The sequence below is a fragment of the Proteus sp. MB838 genome, assembly GCF_054767435.1.
In genome coordinates, this window is record NZ_BAABMO010000006.1 from 12432 (window position 1) to 29760 (window position 17329).

The 17329-nt window shown below is 39.7% G+C and carries 20 protein-coding genes; 4 read left to right on the forward strand and 16 right to left on the reverse strand.

Annotated features, from left to right (window positions below; all coding sequences use genetic code 11):
- Window positions 1-4 precede the first annotated feature (4 nt).
- The 12 genes from fliQ to fliF all read right to left on the reverse strand — a co-directional run bounded on the left by fliQ (window position 5) and on the right by fliF (window position 10302).
- Window positions 5-274 carry a flagellar biosynthesis protein FliQ gene (fliQ, locus tag ACYUCW_RS03980; protein WP_004243524.1) on the reverse strand — a complete coding sequence of 90 codons (270 nt, stop codon included), beginning with the start codon at window positions 272-274 and terminating at the stop codon, window positions 5-7.
- A 14-nt stretch (window positions 275-288) separates the two neighbouring features.
- Window positions 289-1059 (reverse strand): flagellar type III secretion system pore protein FliP, encoded by a 771-nt coding sequence (gene fliP / locus ACYUCW_RS03985; RefSeq protein WP_004248331.1) that lies wholly within the window; start codon window positions 1057-1059, stop codon window positions 289-291.
- Window positions 1059-1505 (reverse strand): flagellar biosynthetic protein FliO, encoded by a 447-nt coding sequence (gene fliO, locus ACYUCW_RS03990; protein ID WP_004243522.1) that lies wholly within the window; start codon window positions 1503-1505, stop codon window positions 1059-1061. The genes fliP and fliO overlap by 1 nt, the downstream gene beginning before the upstream one ends.
- Window positions 1506-1508: 3 nt before the next feature.
- Window positions 1509-1919: a flagellar motor switch protein FliN gene (gene fliN, locus ACYUCW_RS03995; protein ID WP_004243521.1), complete on the reverse strand. Its 411-nt coding sequence runs from the start codon at window positions 1917-1919 to the stop codon at window positions 1509-1511.
- A complete protein-coding gene (fliM, locus tag ACYUCW_RS04000) occupies window positions 1912-2943 on the reverse strand; it encodes a flagellar motor switch protein FliM (protein WP_460408225.1) in 1032 nt (343 codons plus the stop codon). Before fliM ends, fliN begins: the two co-directional genes overlap by 8 nt.
- A gap of 5 nt (window positions 2944-2948) precedes the next feature.
- Window positions 2949-3431: a flagellar basal body-associated protein FliL gene (gene fliL / locus ACYUCW_RS04005; protein ID WP_004243519.1), complete on the reverse strand. Its 483-nt coding sequence runs from the start codon at window positions 3429-3431 to the stop codon at window positions 2949-2951.
- A gap of 177 nt (window positions 3432-3608) precedes the next feature.
- Complete coding sequence (locus ACYUCW_RS04010) at window positions 3609-5021, reverse strand: flagellar hook-length control protein FliK (RefSeq protein WP_163748512.1); 1413 nt, start codon at window positions 5019-5021, stop codon at window positions 3609-3611.
- Window positions 5021-5467, reverse strand: coding sequence for a flagellar export protein FliJ (gene fliJ, locus ACYUCW_RS04015; RefSeq protein WP_004243513.1), 447 nt, complete (start codon window positions 5465-5467; stop codon window positions 5021-5023). Before fliJ ends, ACYUCW_RS04010 begins: the two co-directional genes overlap by 1 nt.
- Window positions 5468-5497: 30 nt before the next feature.
- Window positions 5498-6871, reverse strand: coding sequence for a flagellar protein export ATPase FliI (fliI, locus tag ACYUCW_RS04020; protein ID WP_004243512.1), 1374 nt, complete (start codon window positions 6869-6871; stop codon window positions 5498-5500).
- Complete coding sequence (gene fliH, locus ACYUCW_RS04025) at window positions 6871-7593, reverse strand: flagellar assembly protein FliH (RefSeq protein ID WP_004243511.1); 723 nt, start codon at window positions 7591-7593, stop codon at window positions 6871-6873. Before fliH ends, fliI begins: the two co-directional genes overlap by 1 nt.
- Complete coding sequence (fliG, locus tag ACYUCW_RS04030; protein ID WP_004243510.1) at window positions 7586-8584, reverse strand: flagellar motor switch protein FliG; 999 nt, start codon at window positions 8582-8584, stop codon at window positions 7586-7588. Before fliG ends, fliH begins: the two co-directional genes overlap by 8 nt.
- A complete protein-coding gene (gene fliF / locus ACYUCW_RS04035; protein WP_107336933.1) occupies window positions 8581-10302 on the reverse strand; it encodes a flagellar basal-body MS-ring/collar protein FliF in 1722 nt (573 codons plus the stop codon). Before fliF ends, fliG begins: the two co-directional genes overlap by 4 nt.
- Window positions 10303-10578: 276 nt before the next feature.
- Between fliF and fliE the strand changes: the two genes are divergently transcribed.
- A complete protein-coding gene (fliE, locus tag ACYUCW_RS04040) occupies window positions 10579-10890 on the forward strand; it encodes a flagellar hook-basal body complex protein FliE (protein ID WP_004248328.1) in 312 nt (103 codons plus the stop codon).
- Between the two features lie 395 nt (window positions 10891-11285).
- On the opposite strand, the gene ACYUCW_RS04045 is transcribed toward fliE, so the two are convergent.
- The gene (locus ACYUCW_RS04045; RefSeq protein ID WP_036918543.1) at window positions 11286-11978 is read right to left on the reverse strand and encodes a fimbrial protein; all 693 of its coding nucleotides are present in this window, start codon (window positions 11976-11978) and stop codon (window positions 11286-11288) included.
- A gap of 402 nt (window positions 11979-12380) precedes the next feature.
- On the opposite strand from ACYUCW_RS04045, the gene ACYUCW_RS04050 reads away from it, so the two are divergent.
- The 3 genes from ACYUCW_RS04050 (at window position 12381) to ACYUCW_RS04060 (ending at window position 14534) form a co-directional block, all read left to right on the forward strand.
- On the forward strand, window positions 12381-12611 hold the full coding sequence (locus ACYUCW_RS04050; protein ID WP_060555540.1) for a DUF6500 family protein: 231 nt from the start codon (window positions 12381-12383) through the stop codon (window positions 12609-12611).
- Between the two features lie 101 nt (window positions 12612-12712).
- Window positions 12713-12928, forward strand: a complete 216-nt coding sequence (locus ACYUCW_RS04055; RefSeq protein ID WP_004243502.1) for a hypothetical protein — start codon at window positions 12713-12715, stop codon at window positions 12926-12928.
- Between the two features lie 463 nt (window positions 12929-13391).
- A complete protein-coding gene (locus ACYUCW_RS04060) occupies window positions 13392-14534 on the forward strand; it encodes a hypothetical protein (RefSeq protein ID WP_004243501.1) in 1143 nt (380 codons plus the stop codon).
- Window positions 14535-14831: 297 nt separating this feature from the next.
- On the opposite strand, the gene fliT is transcribed toward ACYUCW_RS04060, so the two are convergent.
- Genes fliT through fliD form a run of 3 tightly spaced genes read right to left on the reverse strand, consistent with a single transcriptional unit; the run spans window position 14832 to window position 17046 of the window.
- Window positions 14832-15185 (reverse strand): flagellar protein FliT, encoded by a 354-nt coding sequence (fliT, locus tag ACYUCW_RS04065; RefSeq protein WP_004243500.1) that lies wholly within the window; start codon window positions 15183-15185, stop codon window positions 14832-14834.
- A gap of 18 nt (window positions 15186-15203) precedes the next feature.
- The gene (gene fliS / locus ACYUCW_RS04070) at window positions 15204-15602 is read right to left on the reverse strand and encodes a flagellar export chaperone FliS (protein ID WP_004243499.1); all 399 of its coding nucleotides are present in this window, start codon (window positions 15600-15602) and stop codon (window positions 15204-15206) included.
- 25 nt (window positions 15603-15627) lie between these two features.
- Complete coding sequence (gene fliD / locus ACYUCW_RS04075) at window positions 15628-17046, reverse strand: flagellar filament capping protein FliD (RefSeq protein ID WP_004248323.1); 1419 nt, start codon at window positions 17044-17046, stop codon at window positions 15628-15630.
- Window positions 17047-17329: the final 283 nt, after the last annotated feature.

A 17329-nucleotide genomic window follows, 5' to 3' on the forward strand; every position in this document is an offset into this window, starting at 1 on the left:
GTTATTAGCCAATCATTCCTGGAATGCCCGTAAATAAGTTATGCATATAGTCTAATAACAAACTGAGCATCCACGGACCTGCGACTAAAATAGCCGCTAATACAGCAAGGATCTTAGGAATAAACGACAGTGTCATTTCGTTTATTTGTGTTGCTGCTTGCAGCATGCTTATTACTAAACCGGTAACCAGTGCAGACAATAATAGAGGTCCAGCAAGGGATAAGGCAATTTTCATCGCTTCCGTTCCTAATGCTAAAACAGATTCAGGCGTCATAAAGAACCTCTTTGCTAGTTAAAAAAGCTTTGAGCCAATGAGCCAAGTATTAACTGCCAGCCATCGACTAATACAAATAACATGAGTTTAAAAGGCAGTGAAACGGTGGCGGGTGGCACCATCATCATACCGAGTGCCATCAAGACGCTGGCAACTACTAAGTCTATGATGAGAAAAGGGATAAAAATCATAAAACCAATTTGAAAAGCAGTTTTTAGCTCACTGGTAATATAAGCAGGTACTAAAATTCGCATAGGTACGCTATCGCGTGTTTCAAATGCGGGGGCATCAGCAAGACGAGCAAAAAGTGCAAGATCGGTTTCGCGCGTTTGTTGCATCATAAACTGGCGCAGTGGTTGTGAGCCATTATCGAGTGCTTGTTCAAAAGTGATTTTATCTTCACTAAAAGGGAGATAAGCATCTTGATAAATTTTATCAAACACCGGTGCCATAATAAAAAATGTCATAAATAGCGCAAGACCCAGTACCACTTGATTAGGGGGAGCTGAAGGTGTCCCTAACGCATTACGCAATAAACCCAGCACAATGATAATCCGAGTAAAACTCGTCATCATCAGTAATACGGCGGGAATAAAACCTAGGGCTGTGATAAAAATCAGTGTTTGTACTGGCAATGACCAGCTTTGGCCACCTCCCGGTAATGGGTGTGAAATAACACTGGGGAATTGAGCAAACGCATGGCTTGGCAATAGTGACAAAATAAGGACACTAGCGAAGAGAGGCCAGCGCTTTAATGCGTTAAAATAAGAGACACACTGATGCATTATGAGTTGCCTTTATCTCGCTTTAGCGTTTTTTGTAATAATTGAATAAATAACGGTGAAGAAGGTGGTATAGGCGCTTCCTGCGAGGCATGATTAGGAATAGGTAAGGTGTGTAACAGATTAATCTGCGATGCCGTAACCCCTAATACAAGCCATTCCTGCTCGATTTCAACAACGACAACACGCTCTTTGGTACCTAATGAACAGCTCGCTTTAACCGTGAGTTGTGCTTGATTAGCTTTAAATGTACCGCGAGCAAAGCCAAAACGGCGGAAAAGCCACATTGCAACAATGATCAGTACAATAATACCCGCAAGCGCGGTGCTGACTTGCACAAGGCTTTGTCCAACGGGTAAAGGTTGCGCCGGTGTTTGGATAGTTTGCGTTGTGGCGGGTGCGGCAGTATTAACCGCACCTTGGCTGGAAAAGGAAGGGATCTGTTCCATAGATCAACGACTCAGACGGCGCATACGTTCTGAAGGGGTGATGATATCGGTAATGCGAATACCATATTTATCAGAAACGACCACGACTTCTCCTTGGGCGATTAAGTAGCCATTGATAAGAATATCAAGGGGTTCACCCGCAAGCCCATCTAATGACACTACAGAGCCTTGTGATAGGCTTAGGAGTTTTTTAATCGTCATTTTGGTACGCCCTAACTCTACTGTCAATTTGACAGGAATATCCATAATCAAATTGATATCAGATAGATGATTAAGCGTATCATCTTCAGGTAACAGATGTTCGAATACGTCGGAACTATTATCTTGGCTTTTGCCAGTTTGCTGTTCCATTGCATCAGCCCACATATCCTCAGCCGATTGTGAATTATCAGTTGGGCGATTTTCATCACTCATTGGTTTGTTCCTCATCCAGAGCGTTTAAAACAGGGTTAATTAAATGTTCAACACGAAGGGCGTATTGCCCATGGACTGTACCGTATTGACTTGTTAATACCGGCACACCATCAACATGTGCAATCAATCTTTCTGGTTTATCAATAGGGAGCACATCCCCTTTTTTCAGGGTAAGGACTTTTGATAAACGCAGCGGAATGTCAGTAAAGTTAGCAACCAACTCAAGCTCTGAGTGCTTAACTTGGTTTACTAAACTGTCTAACCAAACGCTATCTTCTTGGCGAAGGTTTTCAATTGGTGGATTGATTAGCCGTTCACGTAGCGGTTCAATCATGGCAAAAGGAATACAGATACTAAATTCCCCTACCATAGAGCCAATTTCTACTTGAAAAGGTGTCGTCACCACAATGTCATTTGGTGATGAGGTGATATTGGTAAATTTTACCTGCATCTCAGAACGAACATATTCAACTTGAATTTTGAAGATGGAGTCCCAAGCATCACGATAGGCATCAAGTGCCAGTTTTAACATTTTGTTGATAATACGCTGCTCTGTATTGGTGAACTCGCGTCCTTCAACGGGAATTGGAAAACGCCCATCGCCACCAAACAGGTTATCAACCGCGATATAAACCAGATTCGGCTCAAAGGTAAATAACGCTGTGCCGCGTAACGGTTTTAAATGCACCAAATTTAGATTAGTTGGTACAGGTAGGTTACGGGCAAAGTCATGATAAGGATGAATTTTTATGCCACCAACCGTGATATCAGGGCTTCGGCGAAGCATATTAAACAGCCCCATACGGAATTGACGCGCAAAACGTTCGTTAATAATTTCTAACGACTGTAACCGTTCTCGAACGACACGACGTTGCGTGTTCGGGTCATAAGGCTGAATATCCGGTTCATTCGGATCCTTCGCTATCGCAGGTTCCCTGTTCGCGCCTTTTTGGGCGTCGTCACCTGATGTGTCATCATTCAGCAGAGCATCTATCTCTGCCTGTGAAAGGATATTATCGCTCATAATGATTATCGCAGAATAAACGTGGTAAACAGTACATCGGAGAGGATCTGTTCAGATTCACCCGGTACAAGAGTCGGTCTCAGCGTTTCTTTTATTTCTGTCATGAGTTGTTGTTTCCCCGCATCTGTTGCAATTTTATTAGCGTGTTGACGAGAAAGAAGTAGTAGCAAGCGACTACGAACTTCGGGTAAATAATCATGTAAGCGCTTACGTGTATTCTCATCATGTAAGCGTAACGTGATCCCTATGTAGAGTACGCGATCTAAATGTTCTTCTTCATCAATCAGATTGATGGTAAAAGGCTCTAATGACATAAAAACGGGGGCCGGTATAACTTTTTGCTGACTAGTGCCCGTAGTACCTGATTTAGCATGCTTCAATGCCCACCAACTATATCCACCGAATGCCGCTGCAATAATGGCGATCACCAATAATAGGATGATCAGAATTAAGCTATAGCTTTTACGTTCATTGCTGTAATTAGACATGGACAGTTAAATTCCTGTTTTGTAGTGGATACGTGTTCACTTTTGTGGACTTCCATATCCATCTAAATCAACCTTAATTATCCCGCTATTTCTGTTTTTTAATGGCAGAAACAGATAGGGAAAAAACCATTAACTCTTACGTTTATTGACATAGTGTGTCCTCCCAATACATTTGTATTAGGCAAAAATATCGACACCACCACGAGCAGAGGCTAACTCTTGAGGCGTAAGGGTTATCTTTTGTGCCGTTTCTGAGGCTAATTGCATAGAATTACCCTCGCTTCTTTGATGATTATCGGCACCATTTCCACTAAATTGAGAGGAATCTGACATATTTTGTTGTTGCCAACCGTCATGACTGTCGCTAGACACTTGACTTTGTGTGAGTTGTATCCCATTTTCAGAGAGCGCTTGACGCAAATGATGCAGGGAATTTTCTAACACAGTACGCACTTGTCCATTTTGAGAGGCAAGATGTAATTGAGCCTGTCCATCTTCAATTTTCATGCGAATATGTAATGAACCCAACTCTTCGGGATGTAAACGTAGCTCAGCTTTTTGTAAACCATTACGACTAAACATCACAATTTGCTGATTGAGTTGCTGTTGCCATTCCGGTGTGCCTATTTGTGCATTTAACATCGGGGTAGGCATCGAAGGAAAGTGCATTTGCGCTTGCATCATTGATGACGGTTGCGCATGATTTGCTACTGATGAAGAGGCAAACACCGAAGAGGTCGATAATCTATTGTGTAGATCGCGTTCAGCAATACGGTTATTACCGATTATTTGGTTTGCCAGATTATCGGCTAATTTTGTATTGGCTGATGCTTTGTCATCGGCTAACAATCCATCCGCTTTTTCTGCCACGGAAGATAACAGTGAAGCGTTATCAACTTTCTTTGCTGAATGCCCATTCGTTAAATGGCGAGCTTCATGTGTTGCAAGTTGGGTTAATGACGCTGTTTCAGGGCGTAATTGAGCAAGTAATGATTTGTCATCTGCATTAGCTTGCGTATTGAATTGTTGCCATTTATCGACAAGATCACGTTCAGCACGGGCATTTTCTGCCATAAGGTGAGATAACTCGTTTCCATTCCCAGCATGCTTTAACGAGGTTCCCAATAAATGTGGCTGATGAGCTTGGTTGGCTGAAAGCGATGTAGATTTTAACCCTGCAAGTCCGGCAAGTTGTACTGGAAGCTCTGCCGCTAATTCTTCTGCGGACATTAATGAAGAGGCCGTTTTATTTTCAAGAATTGAGCTAAATTGCTCATTATCAGGTAACGAGAGGGCAAGATGGGTATTTTTCGTTGCTGGCGCCTCTAATGCCGCATATTCAGTGACAATAGTATCAATATCGTCATCATTTTGTTGGTCTTTATTTTTTTCAGTGTGATTGTGCGCCTTATTCTCTTTTGAGGAATGGCCTGAAATAGAGGCGTTTTTTTTATCACTGGGTGTATTCTGAGGTTGAGTACTCAGAAGTTGTGCAAATGTCGACGCATTATCACCGGGTTGACTTGTTGTAGCGGATGTCGTTCCCGGAGAGGTTGCAGTGACATCCATGGTCAGAAGCGTTATCTCCATCAAGTTGTTCTCCGTAAAGTACTACGCTGTGCGTACTCATCCATTTGTTTCTGCTCAATACGATCAAGTTGTCGCTTACGGCTATCTTCAGCGCGTTGCTCCAATGTCTCAAACGCATTGAGTCGTTGCTGTTTTTCTCGCCAATGTTCCGTTGCAAGGTCGAGTTGCGCTTGCCAATGACGAAGTTGCTGTTTATGTTGCTCGATAGTTAATTCAAGTGTTTTGAGAAACTGTTGATAGTTTTGCCATGATGCTGATGACATGCCTCCCACATTTAACGTCTGGTTGAGACGAACACGGTATTCATCCTGATACCCGATCAACATATTGAGTTGCTGTTCCATCTGTTGATGACTCTGGCGGACTTGGGCTAGTTGGACAGCGGCTTGTTCTGCCGCTGTCTGTGCCAGTTCCCTCAGTGTCACTAAAGGTGACTGCTCCCGCATTGGAACCCTCTTTACTTTTTCTGATTATGTTCAGAATGAATCTAGTGTGATCAGTTGATTAAGTTGTTCACAAGCATGTTGATAGCTACATTGCTCTTGAATATCTTGTTGTAAGAATTTTGCTAATGATGGATAAAGGGCAATCGCCTTATCCAGCATAGGATCACTGCCTGCAGCATAAGCCCCTACATTAATTAAGTCGCGATTGCGCTGATAACTGGATAATAGCTGCTTAAATACTTGTACTCGGCGATAATGTGTTTTATCAATCAGTGAGGTCATCGCACGGCTAATGGACGCTTCAATATCAATAGCAGGGTAGTGACCCGATTCCGCCAGTGAACGCGAAAGCACGATATGGCCATCCAAAATAGCACGGGCAGAATCAGCGATTGGATCTTGCTGATCGTCACCTTCTGTTAACACGGTATAGAAAGCAGTAATGGAGCCACCACCATCAACGCCATTACCGGCACGCTCAACAAGTGCGGGTAATTTTGCAAATACAGAAGGGGGATAACCTTTTGTCGCCGGCGGTTCACCAACGGCTAAGGCAATTTCACGCTGCGCCATGCTATAGCGAGTTAACGAATCCATAATTAATAAAACATGTTTACCGCGATCACGAAAATCTTCGGCAATACGGGTTGCATAAGAAGCACCTTGCATTCGCAAGAGTGGCGAAACATCAGCAGGTGCTGCTACTACCACTGAGCGTGCTAATCCTTCTTTACCTAGGATATTCTCTATGAAGTCTTTAACTTCACGACCACGTTCACCAATAAGCCCCACGACAATGACGTCGGCTTGAGTAAAACGCGCCATCATACCTAATAGAACACTTTTCCCGACACCCGAGCCGGCAAAGAGTCCCATACGTTGGCCACGGCCGACCGTAAGTAGTGCATTGATGGCACGTACACCCACATCAAGTACATCTGTAATGGGGGTACGTTGTAATGGGTTGATAGGTGGTGTAATCAGTGGTGCACGATAACTGGTATCTGGCGGCGGTAAACCATCTAGCGGATCACCTGAGCCATCAAGTACGCGGCCTAATAAGGCATCACCAAGGGGTAATTGTCGGCCTTCGCCTTCACGACCGGGGATCGATTGAGCGTAGACTCGAGCACCTGGGGTTAATCCTTCCACTTCTTGTAGTGGCATGAGTAACATTTGGCTACCGTTAAATCCGACGACTTCACTTTCAACTTCTTCAACCGTTTTACCAATGGTACGTTCTATTAAGCAGGTAGAGCCAAGGGGCATAACTAGCCCCTTAGCTTCCATGACTAAGCCTGTAGCACGGGTTAAGCGACCATATTGGCGTATGCGCGGAATTTTATTTAAACGAGATTCTGCATCAGCGAGTTTTTCTAACCAACGCCCCAATCTTGCGGTCATTACAACGCCTCCGGTGCAGCAAGACGACACAATTCATGCCAACGTGTCGCAATTGTGGAATCAAGATCACCATCATTGGTTACAACACGGCATCCCCCTACATGGATACTATTATCAGCCACCACTTTCCAACCGTGGGCGGTAAGGGAATCGCCTAATTCCTTTTCAATCAGAGGGATATGTTTAGGGTTAATCCGTAGCTGTGGATCCCCTGCAAACATCTGCTCTTGTTGCAACATCAGTGTAATTTGAGCAAGTAATGCAGAGCCATCACAGACCGCAGGTTGTCCAAGTACTTCTTTGGCTGCTGTGAGTGCTATCTGCATTAATCGTGAGGCAATAACACTATCTAAACCATTTAATGAATGCCTAAATTCAGCTAATAAGCCTTGCCATTCATTAATAAAAGGTTCTTGTTTAGCAATGCCTTGACGGATACCTTCTTCGATACCCGATTGTAATCCTGCCTGATAGCCTTCCTGATAACCCTGGTTTTTCCCTGCCTCAAAGCCTTCAGCATGGCCCAGTTTTTGGGCCTTTTCTTTCATGTCATCAAGCATATTAATTTGCTCGAGGACTTTCTGTTGCTGAACGACTTCTTTTTCTTGATTTTCGTCTTCCTTCTCGTCTAACCCCGTGTCTTCCTTGACTTTTAATTCCCAGTCAATAAGTTCTTTTGGAACCCAAGGCTTCCAGTTTGTATCAGTATTTTTATCAGACATAGGTATCGTCTCCTCCATGAAGAACAACTTCACCGCTCTCAGCTAAGCGACGTACAATAAGCAGAATTGCTTTTTGCTCAGCTTCCACTTGAGACATGCGAACAGGTCCACGAGACGCCAAGTCATCACGCATAATTTCAGCAGCACGCTGCGACATATTGTTGAGGAAATGATCGCGTAGTTCTTGATCGCAACCTTTTAATGCCACAACCAAGGATTCGGATTCCACTTCCTGTAGAATGCGCTGAATTGAACGGTTGTCGATATCGATAAGGTTTTCGAACAGGAACATTTCGTCGATAATTTTCTGTGCCAATTCGCCGTCGTAATCGCGTACTGCGGTGATAACATTTTCTTCTTGCTGACTTTTCATCAAGTTGATAATTTCAGCTGCAGTACGAACACCACCCATTTTGCTACGTTTGAGATTTTGACCATCAAGTAAATTGTTCAGTACTTCCGTTAATTCAGCTAAGGCTGATGGCTGAACACCACCAAATGTTGCGATACGTAACATAACGTCATTACGTAATTTTTCATCAAACAGAGCAAGAATATCAGCGGCTTGACCACGTTTTAAGTGAACTAAAATGGTGGCGATAATCTGTGGATGTTCATCACGGATAATATCGGCAGCCATTTGTGGCTCCATAAAGTTAAGTGTCTCAATACCGGTTGTGGTTTCACGGGTTTCTGAGATCTCATCGAGCAGATTATTAGCACGCTCTTCACCTAAGGCTTTAACGAGTACAGAGCGTAAATAATCATTAGCATTCACATTTAATGCTGCATACTGAACAGCATCTTCTTCGAAGCTTGCCATCACATCAATGAGTTGTTGATTGGAGATCTGACGCATAGAAGACATCGCAATACTCAGTTGTTGCACTTCACGTGTCGTTAGATGTTTAAATACTTCTGCTGCGCGATCTTCACCCAATGTCAGTAACATAACGGCGCTTTTTTCGGTTCCAGTTAAGTCATTACTCATTGTTCTTTACTCATCCATTGACGAATTACCATGGCTACAACACGAGGATCTTTTTCTGCCATCTCTCGAATGCGTTGGCTTTGTAATTCGGCACTAACACGTTGACGTGCTTGTTTACGTCTTGATTCTTCATCTAATTCGGCTTCGTTGACATCATCTGTCACTTCAAGCTTGGTTTTCAAAATCGCTTTTTGTGCGGCGACTTCTGCTTCACGGCGTTTTTCAAGTTGCGGTTTCACTAATTTACGCCATAAGATCCACGCGATGATAACAAGCAATAACCAGCGGCCTAAATCTAATGCTTTAGCCAATATTTGTGGATTTTCCCACACAGGAACGCTAATCACTGGCTCTTCGGTATCGTTAAATTGAGAATTAACCACACTTAAAGAGTCACCGCGCTCTTGGGAATAACCCATCGCTTCACGTACTAAACTTTCAATTTGTTGAAGCTGTTCATCGGTTAACGGAACTTGTTTATTTTCGACAATAGGCTCTTCACCTTCTGTTGCTTTTTTCTTGTCTTCTACGGTTTTGTAATTGACGATTACCGCAACAGAAAGGCGCTCAATATTGCCAACAGGTCGTTTAACATGACGAATACGACGATCTACTTCATAGTTGGTTGTTTCATCTAAACGGCTATTGCTGTTTGGATTACGCGTCATTGAACGATTAGCATTGGTAGATGTTGCTTTCTCATCAGCCGCCGTGTCTTTGGCTTTTTCAATCGGCGCTTGCGGTGGTGCAACAGGTTGATTAGATAACGCACCGGGCACACCGCCAGCTAACATGCCTCCATTTTGCTCACTTTGGCTCACTTGTTTTGAGCGTACTGCAGCTTGGTTAGGGGGCTGATTAGGCTTGTACTCTTCAGCGGTTTCTTCTGTATGAGAAAAATCAACTTGAGCGGTGACCTGCGCATGAACATTACCACGCCCAACAATAGGGCCTAATAGTGTTTCAATACGTTGCTGGTAGCGACTTTCCAACTCTTGGACATATTTGAGTTGAATAGAATTAAGATCACGACCTAAAGCATCGGGCTGTGTTAATAACTTACCGCTTTGATCAACAATGGTCACATTACTATCGGGCATACCTGCAACACTACTTGCTACAATATGTACGATGGCATTAATTTGACCTTCGTCCAAGGCTCTACCTTGCAGCAGACCTACTGTTACAGAAGCAGAAGGTGATTTTTGCTCACGAACAAAAAGAGAGGGTTTAGGTAATGCTAAATGAACACGAGCATTTTGCACTGGACCTAAGGTTTCGATGGTACGAGCAAGCTCCCCTTCAAGTGCACGTTGATAGTTAATCTGTTCACTGAACTGGCTGATCCCAAACTTTTCTTTATCAAGTAGTTCAAAACCGGCAGCTCCACCTTTTGGAAGCCCCGCTTGTGCGAGTTTCAGGCGTAATTCATGAACCTGATTGTCAGGTACCATAATCGCAGAACCATTTTGTGATAGGCGATAGGGTACATTCATTTGTGTTAACTGTGTGACAATTTCGCCACCATCTTTATCGCTAAGATTACTATAAAGCACTTTATAATCAGGGCTTTGTAGCCATAAAAAAGCAGCAACAAAAATGGCAATCGCCGCCGATCCCGCAATAATAAGCGGAATTTTCGGATCGGCTTTTATCCGGTTAATAATGGCGTTAAAACCTTTTTTCTGGTTCACAACGTCGGTTTTTTCGGCATTCATAGACAATCCTTGCCTTGTAGTTCGGGATGAATACTAAAAGCGTGGCGTAACAAAACAGACTCCCCTTACGCAAATAAATAAACCTACTCTCAGGTGTCTCATTATTGGCCTTTTGCGTTTCATTTAATGGCGTAATTAGCCTTTAACTTTTGCGTTAATTACTCGCTTTGGAATGAAGCCCCTGTGTTAGGGTATTACTCGGTAAGCGTGTTGGTTCACCTACTTACTATGACATTGATTCAAAAATTGAATTAGATGATTAACGCAGAGGTTTATATGTCAATTCCAGCTATTGAAAGTGTTCTGGATAAAATGCAAATTCAAACTTTACAAGCATCCAATATTGCCAAACCCCAGCCAGTACAGGCAGGATTTGCAACTCAGTTGGTTCAAGCAGTAGGTAAAATTAACGAAACTCGTGTTAATGCAACCAACAAAGTACAAGCATTTACGTTAGGTACGCCCGGCGTTGAATTAAATGATGTGATGGTGGATATGCAAAAATCCAGTATTTCATTACAGATGGGCGTACAAGTGCGTAATAAGCTGGTCGCCGCTTATCAAGAGATTATGTCAATGCAGGTGTGATAAGGTTAACTCATTGATATAAAAGAACATTATCTTTGTTATGGCTCGATGGGGACATATAGGGGATAGGATCATTCAATGTTTGCTTAATAGCAATATTGGGTTTTGCTCGTATTTATGCATCTAAGCATCATAATATCCTGTACCATTTTTGCTGATGGGCCCTCCATCTGTTTATGAAGTGATAATATTATCTCTGAATGGGGGACCAATTTACTTATGCTACTACAAGCACAGAAGGTGAAAGAGGAACCCAGACAAAAAGAAGAGGAAGAAAATAAGGGCACTAGAAATTGGTAATTGATTAATTAATAAATCAGGCCTCTTTATTTTTTAACGTAAAAGATAATCACAATATAAAGGTTAATTATAATGTGATTATCAATATGTTAAAATTAGACCCCAAAGTTAAAAGTGAGAACAACCTCTCCGACAAAATCTAATCCATCAGCAATATCTATTCCTTTTTTACTTAGTGCATCTTTGGATAAAATAAAAGTACGACTTGTCTTTCCTTGACTGAAATTCGCTTGGAAAATTTCACCTGAAATGAGAGACAGAGAGTTTTTATTAATATCTGATTGTTGTTCTGAGGTCCAACCATTGGTAGGGCCTTTGTATAGGACGTTATTAAATTTATTCCCCGTAATAGCAACATCATTTGCTCGTGAAATATACGCAGGCTTACCATCGACAGTAATATTTGTCCATATAAAAAAAGCTGCACCAACAGCGGCTTCAGGATTTGCTTTATCAACTAAATGAAATTGTCCTGTCGTATCATTAGCTAATTCCGCACTGTCATAAGTATCAGATGCAACAAAGGTTAAATATGTTTTAGCATCACATTCAACCGTAACGGTATTTTTACCTGTAGCTAAAGGATACTCGTAGTTTTTCGATTGAGGGATAAGTGTTGGGCTTATGACTCCGTAATCAAAAATAACATCACTTTGTGTCGCCCCATGAACAGTACAAGTTGGTGGCTTAATATCACCATTGATTTTTAAGTTAGCAGCAGGAGTTTTAGCCAATACTGGCGTTGATATTATACTCAGCATAGCAAGACTGAGTAATATTTTTTTCATATCATTATTCCTTTATTCTTTTTTAGAGGATAAATAACAAAACAATATTATATAATACACCTTTTATTCATTTATTTAATGTTAAATAAATATGTTTTTTAATATATCTAATTTAGACTTTCTTAAAGTGAGTTTATTTTACTATCTAATGTTCACTAAAAGAGGTAATTAAAAATAGTGTTTTAATCCTGATAGGTAAATGTGGATTTTATATTAATTAAACAAGATTTTTAATTAGATACTCTTATTTAGATTGTTTTATATTTTTATATAAATATAATTAAATTAATCAACTTTAAAACACTCATTTTTAATAAAATCCTTTCCGTCATTTTCGTATTCACAAGACAACATTTCCTATGTAAGCTGTACTAACTAACAACGCACTGAGTGACACAAACGATGCGCAGAATGTTGCAGCAAAAAATCATCCAAGTATGTGATATAAAAATAGCGCAAAAGGGAGAAGGGGTAGGCCTCTCTTTTTATGCTTTTTTTGCTAATAAAAATGATGATCCTGAATTATTAATGGAAGCGGCAACTTGGTGGATATTGACGCATAAATTAGATCATTTTGAAAAAGCCATAAAAATTAAGAAAATGATACAAACTGAAATGGACGATAATCGCTAAATCTGTACGCTGTTATCATTTTTATCAACCTGATACGAAAAAACTGAAAATTATTGATTATTATCACATTAACGTTAGTCATAAACCGTTATGGTAATTTTATGATTAATAACGTAAACGGTGATGATATGGAATATTGGTTTATTGCGTATAAAGTGCGTTCCAGAAATGGTGATACCTACGCCGGGCATAAAATAGTAGAAACTGAGAGTGGGATCACACCCCATATTGCGTTAGAAAAAGCATGTCAGGAAGTTGCACAAGGGGCTCAAGCTGATATTCCTGCGGTGAGAGTTGTGGCATTTAATCGTTTATAAGCGTATCAATTGATAAAAATCTCGTTAAGATCATTAGCGAGATTTTTTTGTTTTTATCTCACTTCAACGGTAAGAAGAAAAATAAACACTTCGTTAATGATTTATTTTTAACCACTCTCTTCACTATCCCAATTCACTATCACAATAAATCATAAATCTATTAAGATTTAGTCTCTTAACTTCGTGAAATATTCGATATTATTTTTATAATCAAAATAATTTTTCGCTAAAAAAGCAGATAATGAATAGCATTAGTTTAATTAAGATGGCTATACAGCAATTAATATACGACTTAACTTAAATAGTTATTAATTATGTGATCTGAACTGTGATAATGACTTTTTTATATTTGAATAAAAAAAGTGTCGTCGTTAAAGTTTACTTGAGCTAAGGAATAGCTCGATACAAGGAAATAGAGATCATATTTTGATTTTTTAGTAAAACATACAAGGAATTTTTAATTATGACAGTATTAACCGTTTATTTATGTGGTACCGGCGCTTCATCTTTTGATAATAATAATCATAATAATCCTGTTTATTGGCAAGGTGAGCTTGTTTCCACCTTGGCGCATAATAATCTAGATCGCGAATTTGCTCAGTGGTTTATTGTAGATGGCCCAGGTAGCGGTAATTTGCAAGAAGATGATTTATGGGTTGAAAGCCCTAATTATTCAGATTTAAAAGGCTCTTTATTTGGCAGTGGATGGGAAGAAAATGTTGAACATGCACTGTGCTTAATGAAAGGCAACTTTGACTGGCAACGTGAAAAGTTAACAGAACAACAATATAATCAACTGAAAAAAGCGGGTATTCCCATTGAAGATGTTGAAGTGACCGGCTCTTTTTTATGGCGTAAATATAATTATGGTGACCGCTATGTCACTCAACAACAACTTCAGCAACAAATTATTCGTACCTTTCGCAAAGATGGCATCATTCCCACCCAAGTGAATTTAATTGGTTGGAGCCGTGGTGGCATCACCTGTCATATGCTTGCCAATGCCATGTTAAAAGATCCCCTATTAAAAGATATTCCAGTCAATATTTTTGCTATTGACCCAGTTCCAGGGCCACTTAATTTCCAACCAGAAAAGGTGACACTAGGTAGCAATGTTAAGGAATATGTCGGATTTTATGCCATTGATGAACGCTCAAAAGGATTTGCTTGCGTTATTCCAACAGTGACTGCTGAGACGAAAATGCATATTTTCCCGCTTTCTGGACGCCATGCGACCTTAGTAGGCAATGCCGCGATTGATGGTAGTGAAGGTAAAAATGCACTATTTTCACCGGGGTTAATTGTGCGACATTTTGCAGAAAGATGTTTAACACGTTGGGGATGTCAATTAGCGAACAAGCTAGAATTAACTGATAAGGAGATATTTGAGCATCATACTGATATTAAAAATGATGAGGATAAATATATTGCTATGCGCCGTAAAACTTATTCCATATATGAAAGTAGCGGTGATGATGAACGTAAAGTTTCATTAGGTAAAGAGGGTAAAGCATTCTCTGATATATATGGGGCACAATATGAGCCTTCGATGGCATTAACCGCAGACTATTTTGCAGATCCTCAACTCTACGATGTGATCAAATAAATCAATCAATTATTATCTATTTGAAACAGTAAGTTTATCGCCTGCCATGTGTAGGCGATTTTTATTTATCGGTGATGATATCAGTAAATGGAGAACAAATAGATGGGGAAGAGTAGATGATGATAGCGATAGTCTAATGATATAGTGTAATAAATTGAGTTTTTATTATGTTATTTTTATATCATATCGTTTAATTGTCACAACGTTACCGATAACAAATAATATCGTATAACAAGAAATAACACGGTAAATAAAGACGCCATTAGCTAATAAAACCGCTTTTGGCGCAGAGGAAAGTTATTTTAGATTGAGATCAGGATAATAACTATGCTCTGAAAACTGACCATAGCTATTTTGTACCCTCTGCTCTTGTTCAGTCTGTCTTATTAAAACAGCGAGCTTATCTAATCTTGCTCGTAATAAATTTCGCGTCTCATTTTCATTTTCGAGTATTTTCTTTAACATATTGGTGAGCTGCTGTTGTATTATCAGCTCACCCTCAGTGGGTTTTATCATCTTAGTGATAATTTCTACACTTTTTAAATAATCCATTTCCATTTCTATCAGCTGATCCCACTGCTGATTTTTGGCAAGCGTTAACATTTGCTCACTTAATTTCAAAACCTGCTCGTAAGCTGCCATTATATCCATATTTGCTGTCCACGCTTTTTAATAAGAATTAATCTGTGTGCCAATTTGTTGCCAAGCATCAGAAATTTCAGTTAATAACTTGATGACTTCATGAATTTTTTCTGGATTATTTTTTAAATTGGCATCGAGTAGTTGAGTGATCATATAGTCGTAAAGTAATGCTAAATTTTCAGCAAGCTCCTCCCCTTTTTCTTTATCCAGCCCCTGTTTTAAGCCGTTGCCAATAATGTTAATGGCTTTAGAAATATTTTCTCCTTTACCGGCGATATTTCCTTGTTCCATTAATATTAATGCACGGCGAAGGGCGCTTAGCGCCCCATTAAATAGGATTTGGATCAGCTGGTAAGGTGAAGCATTTAAAATCTCACTTTCAACATCAATTTGAGCATACATTTTACTGGCTGATTGTTGATACATAATATCCTAATATCCTACTTAAAAATTAACGTAACAAACGTTCAATTGATGCACTTGAGTTAGTCATGGAGTTGACCATTTTATCTAATAATTGAAACTGTTTTTTATAACGTTCCATCGTCGCTTCAATAGTACGTTTAGTATTTTTAATTTGGTTATCTAACGATTTTTTACGTTTTTTAACACCATCAGTGGCAATATCAAGTGTTCCGTCGTTTGATTGCAGCGTTTTTTTCAGGTAATTATAGGTTTGAGTACCAAAACCTGTTTCTTTACCATCCCCCATAAAAAACTCTTTGACGTTAGCGGGTTTTTCTTTTAATGCTTTATCGAGTTTTTTATCATCAACTTCTAATGTGCCATCTACTTTAAATTTAATGCCCATTTTATTAAGGGTATCAATCTCAGATGAAGATTGAGAACGAGTGATAAAGCTTTTTAGCTCAGACATAATCATCCGGCTAGTGGTATCACCTAATAACACACCATTGTCTTTAGAGGCATCTTCACCTTTTTCAACTTGGGTGTACTTGGTGAAATCTTTATAGGTTTTATTTAATTCATTATAAGCGTCTGTCCAGGCTTTTATGGCCTTTTTCATTGGCTCAATATCACGCGCAACCGTAATAATTTCAGGTTTATCTACGCCATCTTTATTATCATTGGTTTTTTTCTTAAGATTTAACGTGATCCCTTCAGGCGCATCTTTAATTTCATTAGTTTGACGTTCAATTTCAATCCCATTAATCGTTAACTTTGCATTATTTGCTTTAACGATCTCTGTCATTGCGCCACTGGTTTTTTCAGTGGAGTAGCTAATAAAATCGTTAAGCTTACTATCACCTTCAACAGTGATTTCCATCTGAGAATCTGTACCTTCTTTACGAGAAGTCAGAACTAAATGGTTAACGCCATCTTGGGCTTTTACAATAGTGGCAGAAACGTTTCCTTCTTTTTTATTGATAGCATCACGTAATTCAATAATAGAAGTTTGGCTGTCTGTTAACTCTATTTTTAAAGGCTCTTTTTCACCTTTTTGGGTGATCACTAAAGTCCGAGTTTTGCCTTCACCTAATGTTTCACCAATAGGATCTTTGATATCACTGACGGCTTTTGATTTCAGTGTTTGAGCATGGGCAAGCTCTGTTACAGAGACCGTATAATTACCAATGCTTGCTTTACCATCAGTAGTTACTTTAAAGGCATCAAACTCATCATCAACTTTGGTGGCGACGATTTTATCGAATTTTTTTAATTCTTCAGATGCTTTCTGTAATTTATCTAATTGGCTACGAATTTTTCCATATGCAGTAATTTGTGCATCGTAGCTTTTCATCTGTTTGTCTAAAGGTTCAAGGCGCTTATTTTCTGCTGCTTCTAATTGCATTAATGTCTCGCCAAGCGGCAGCTTTGAGCCTATTCCTAGTGCACTAATACCAGCCATACTGGTCTCCTTTCTGTGTTCGTAAAATAATCCCTACACAGCGTTATCGGAAGAATTGGCGAAAAGTTTACGTCTATTTACTATTTTTGATGAGGGAAACAGACCGCCATATAGAAGCCTTTTATTGTCATTGAATACTAAAGTCGAATTTTGCATAAGAAAAAAGGTTTATGACGGGAATTGATAAAAATAATATAAAAAAATAATAAATTAATTTCTTTATATATCATTTAGTTAATGACGATTCTATAAAAAATCACAGAAAAATTTGTTGGAAAAGTTA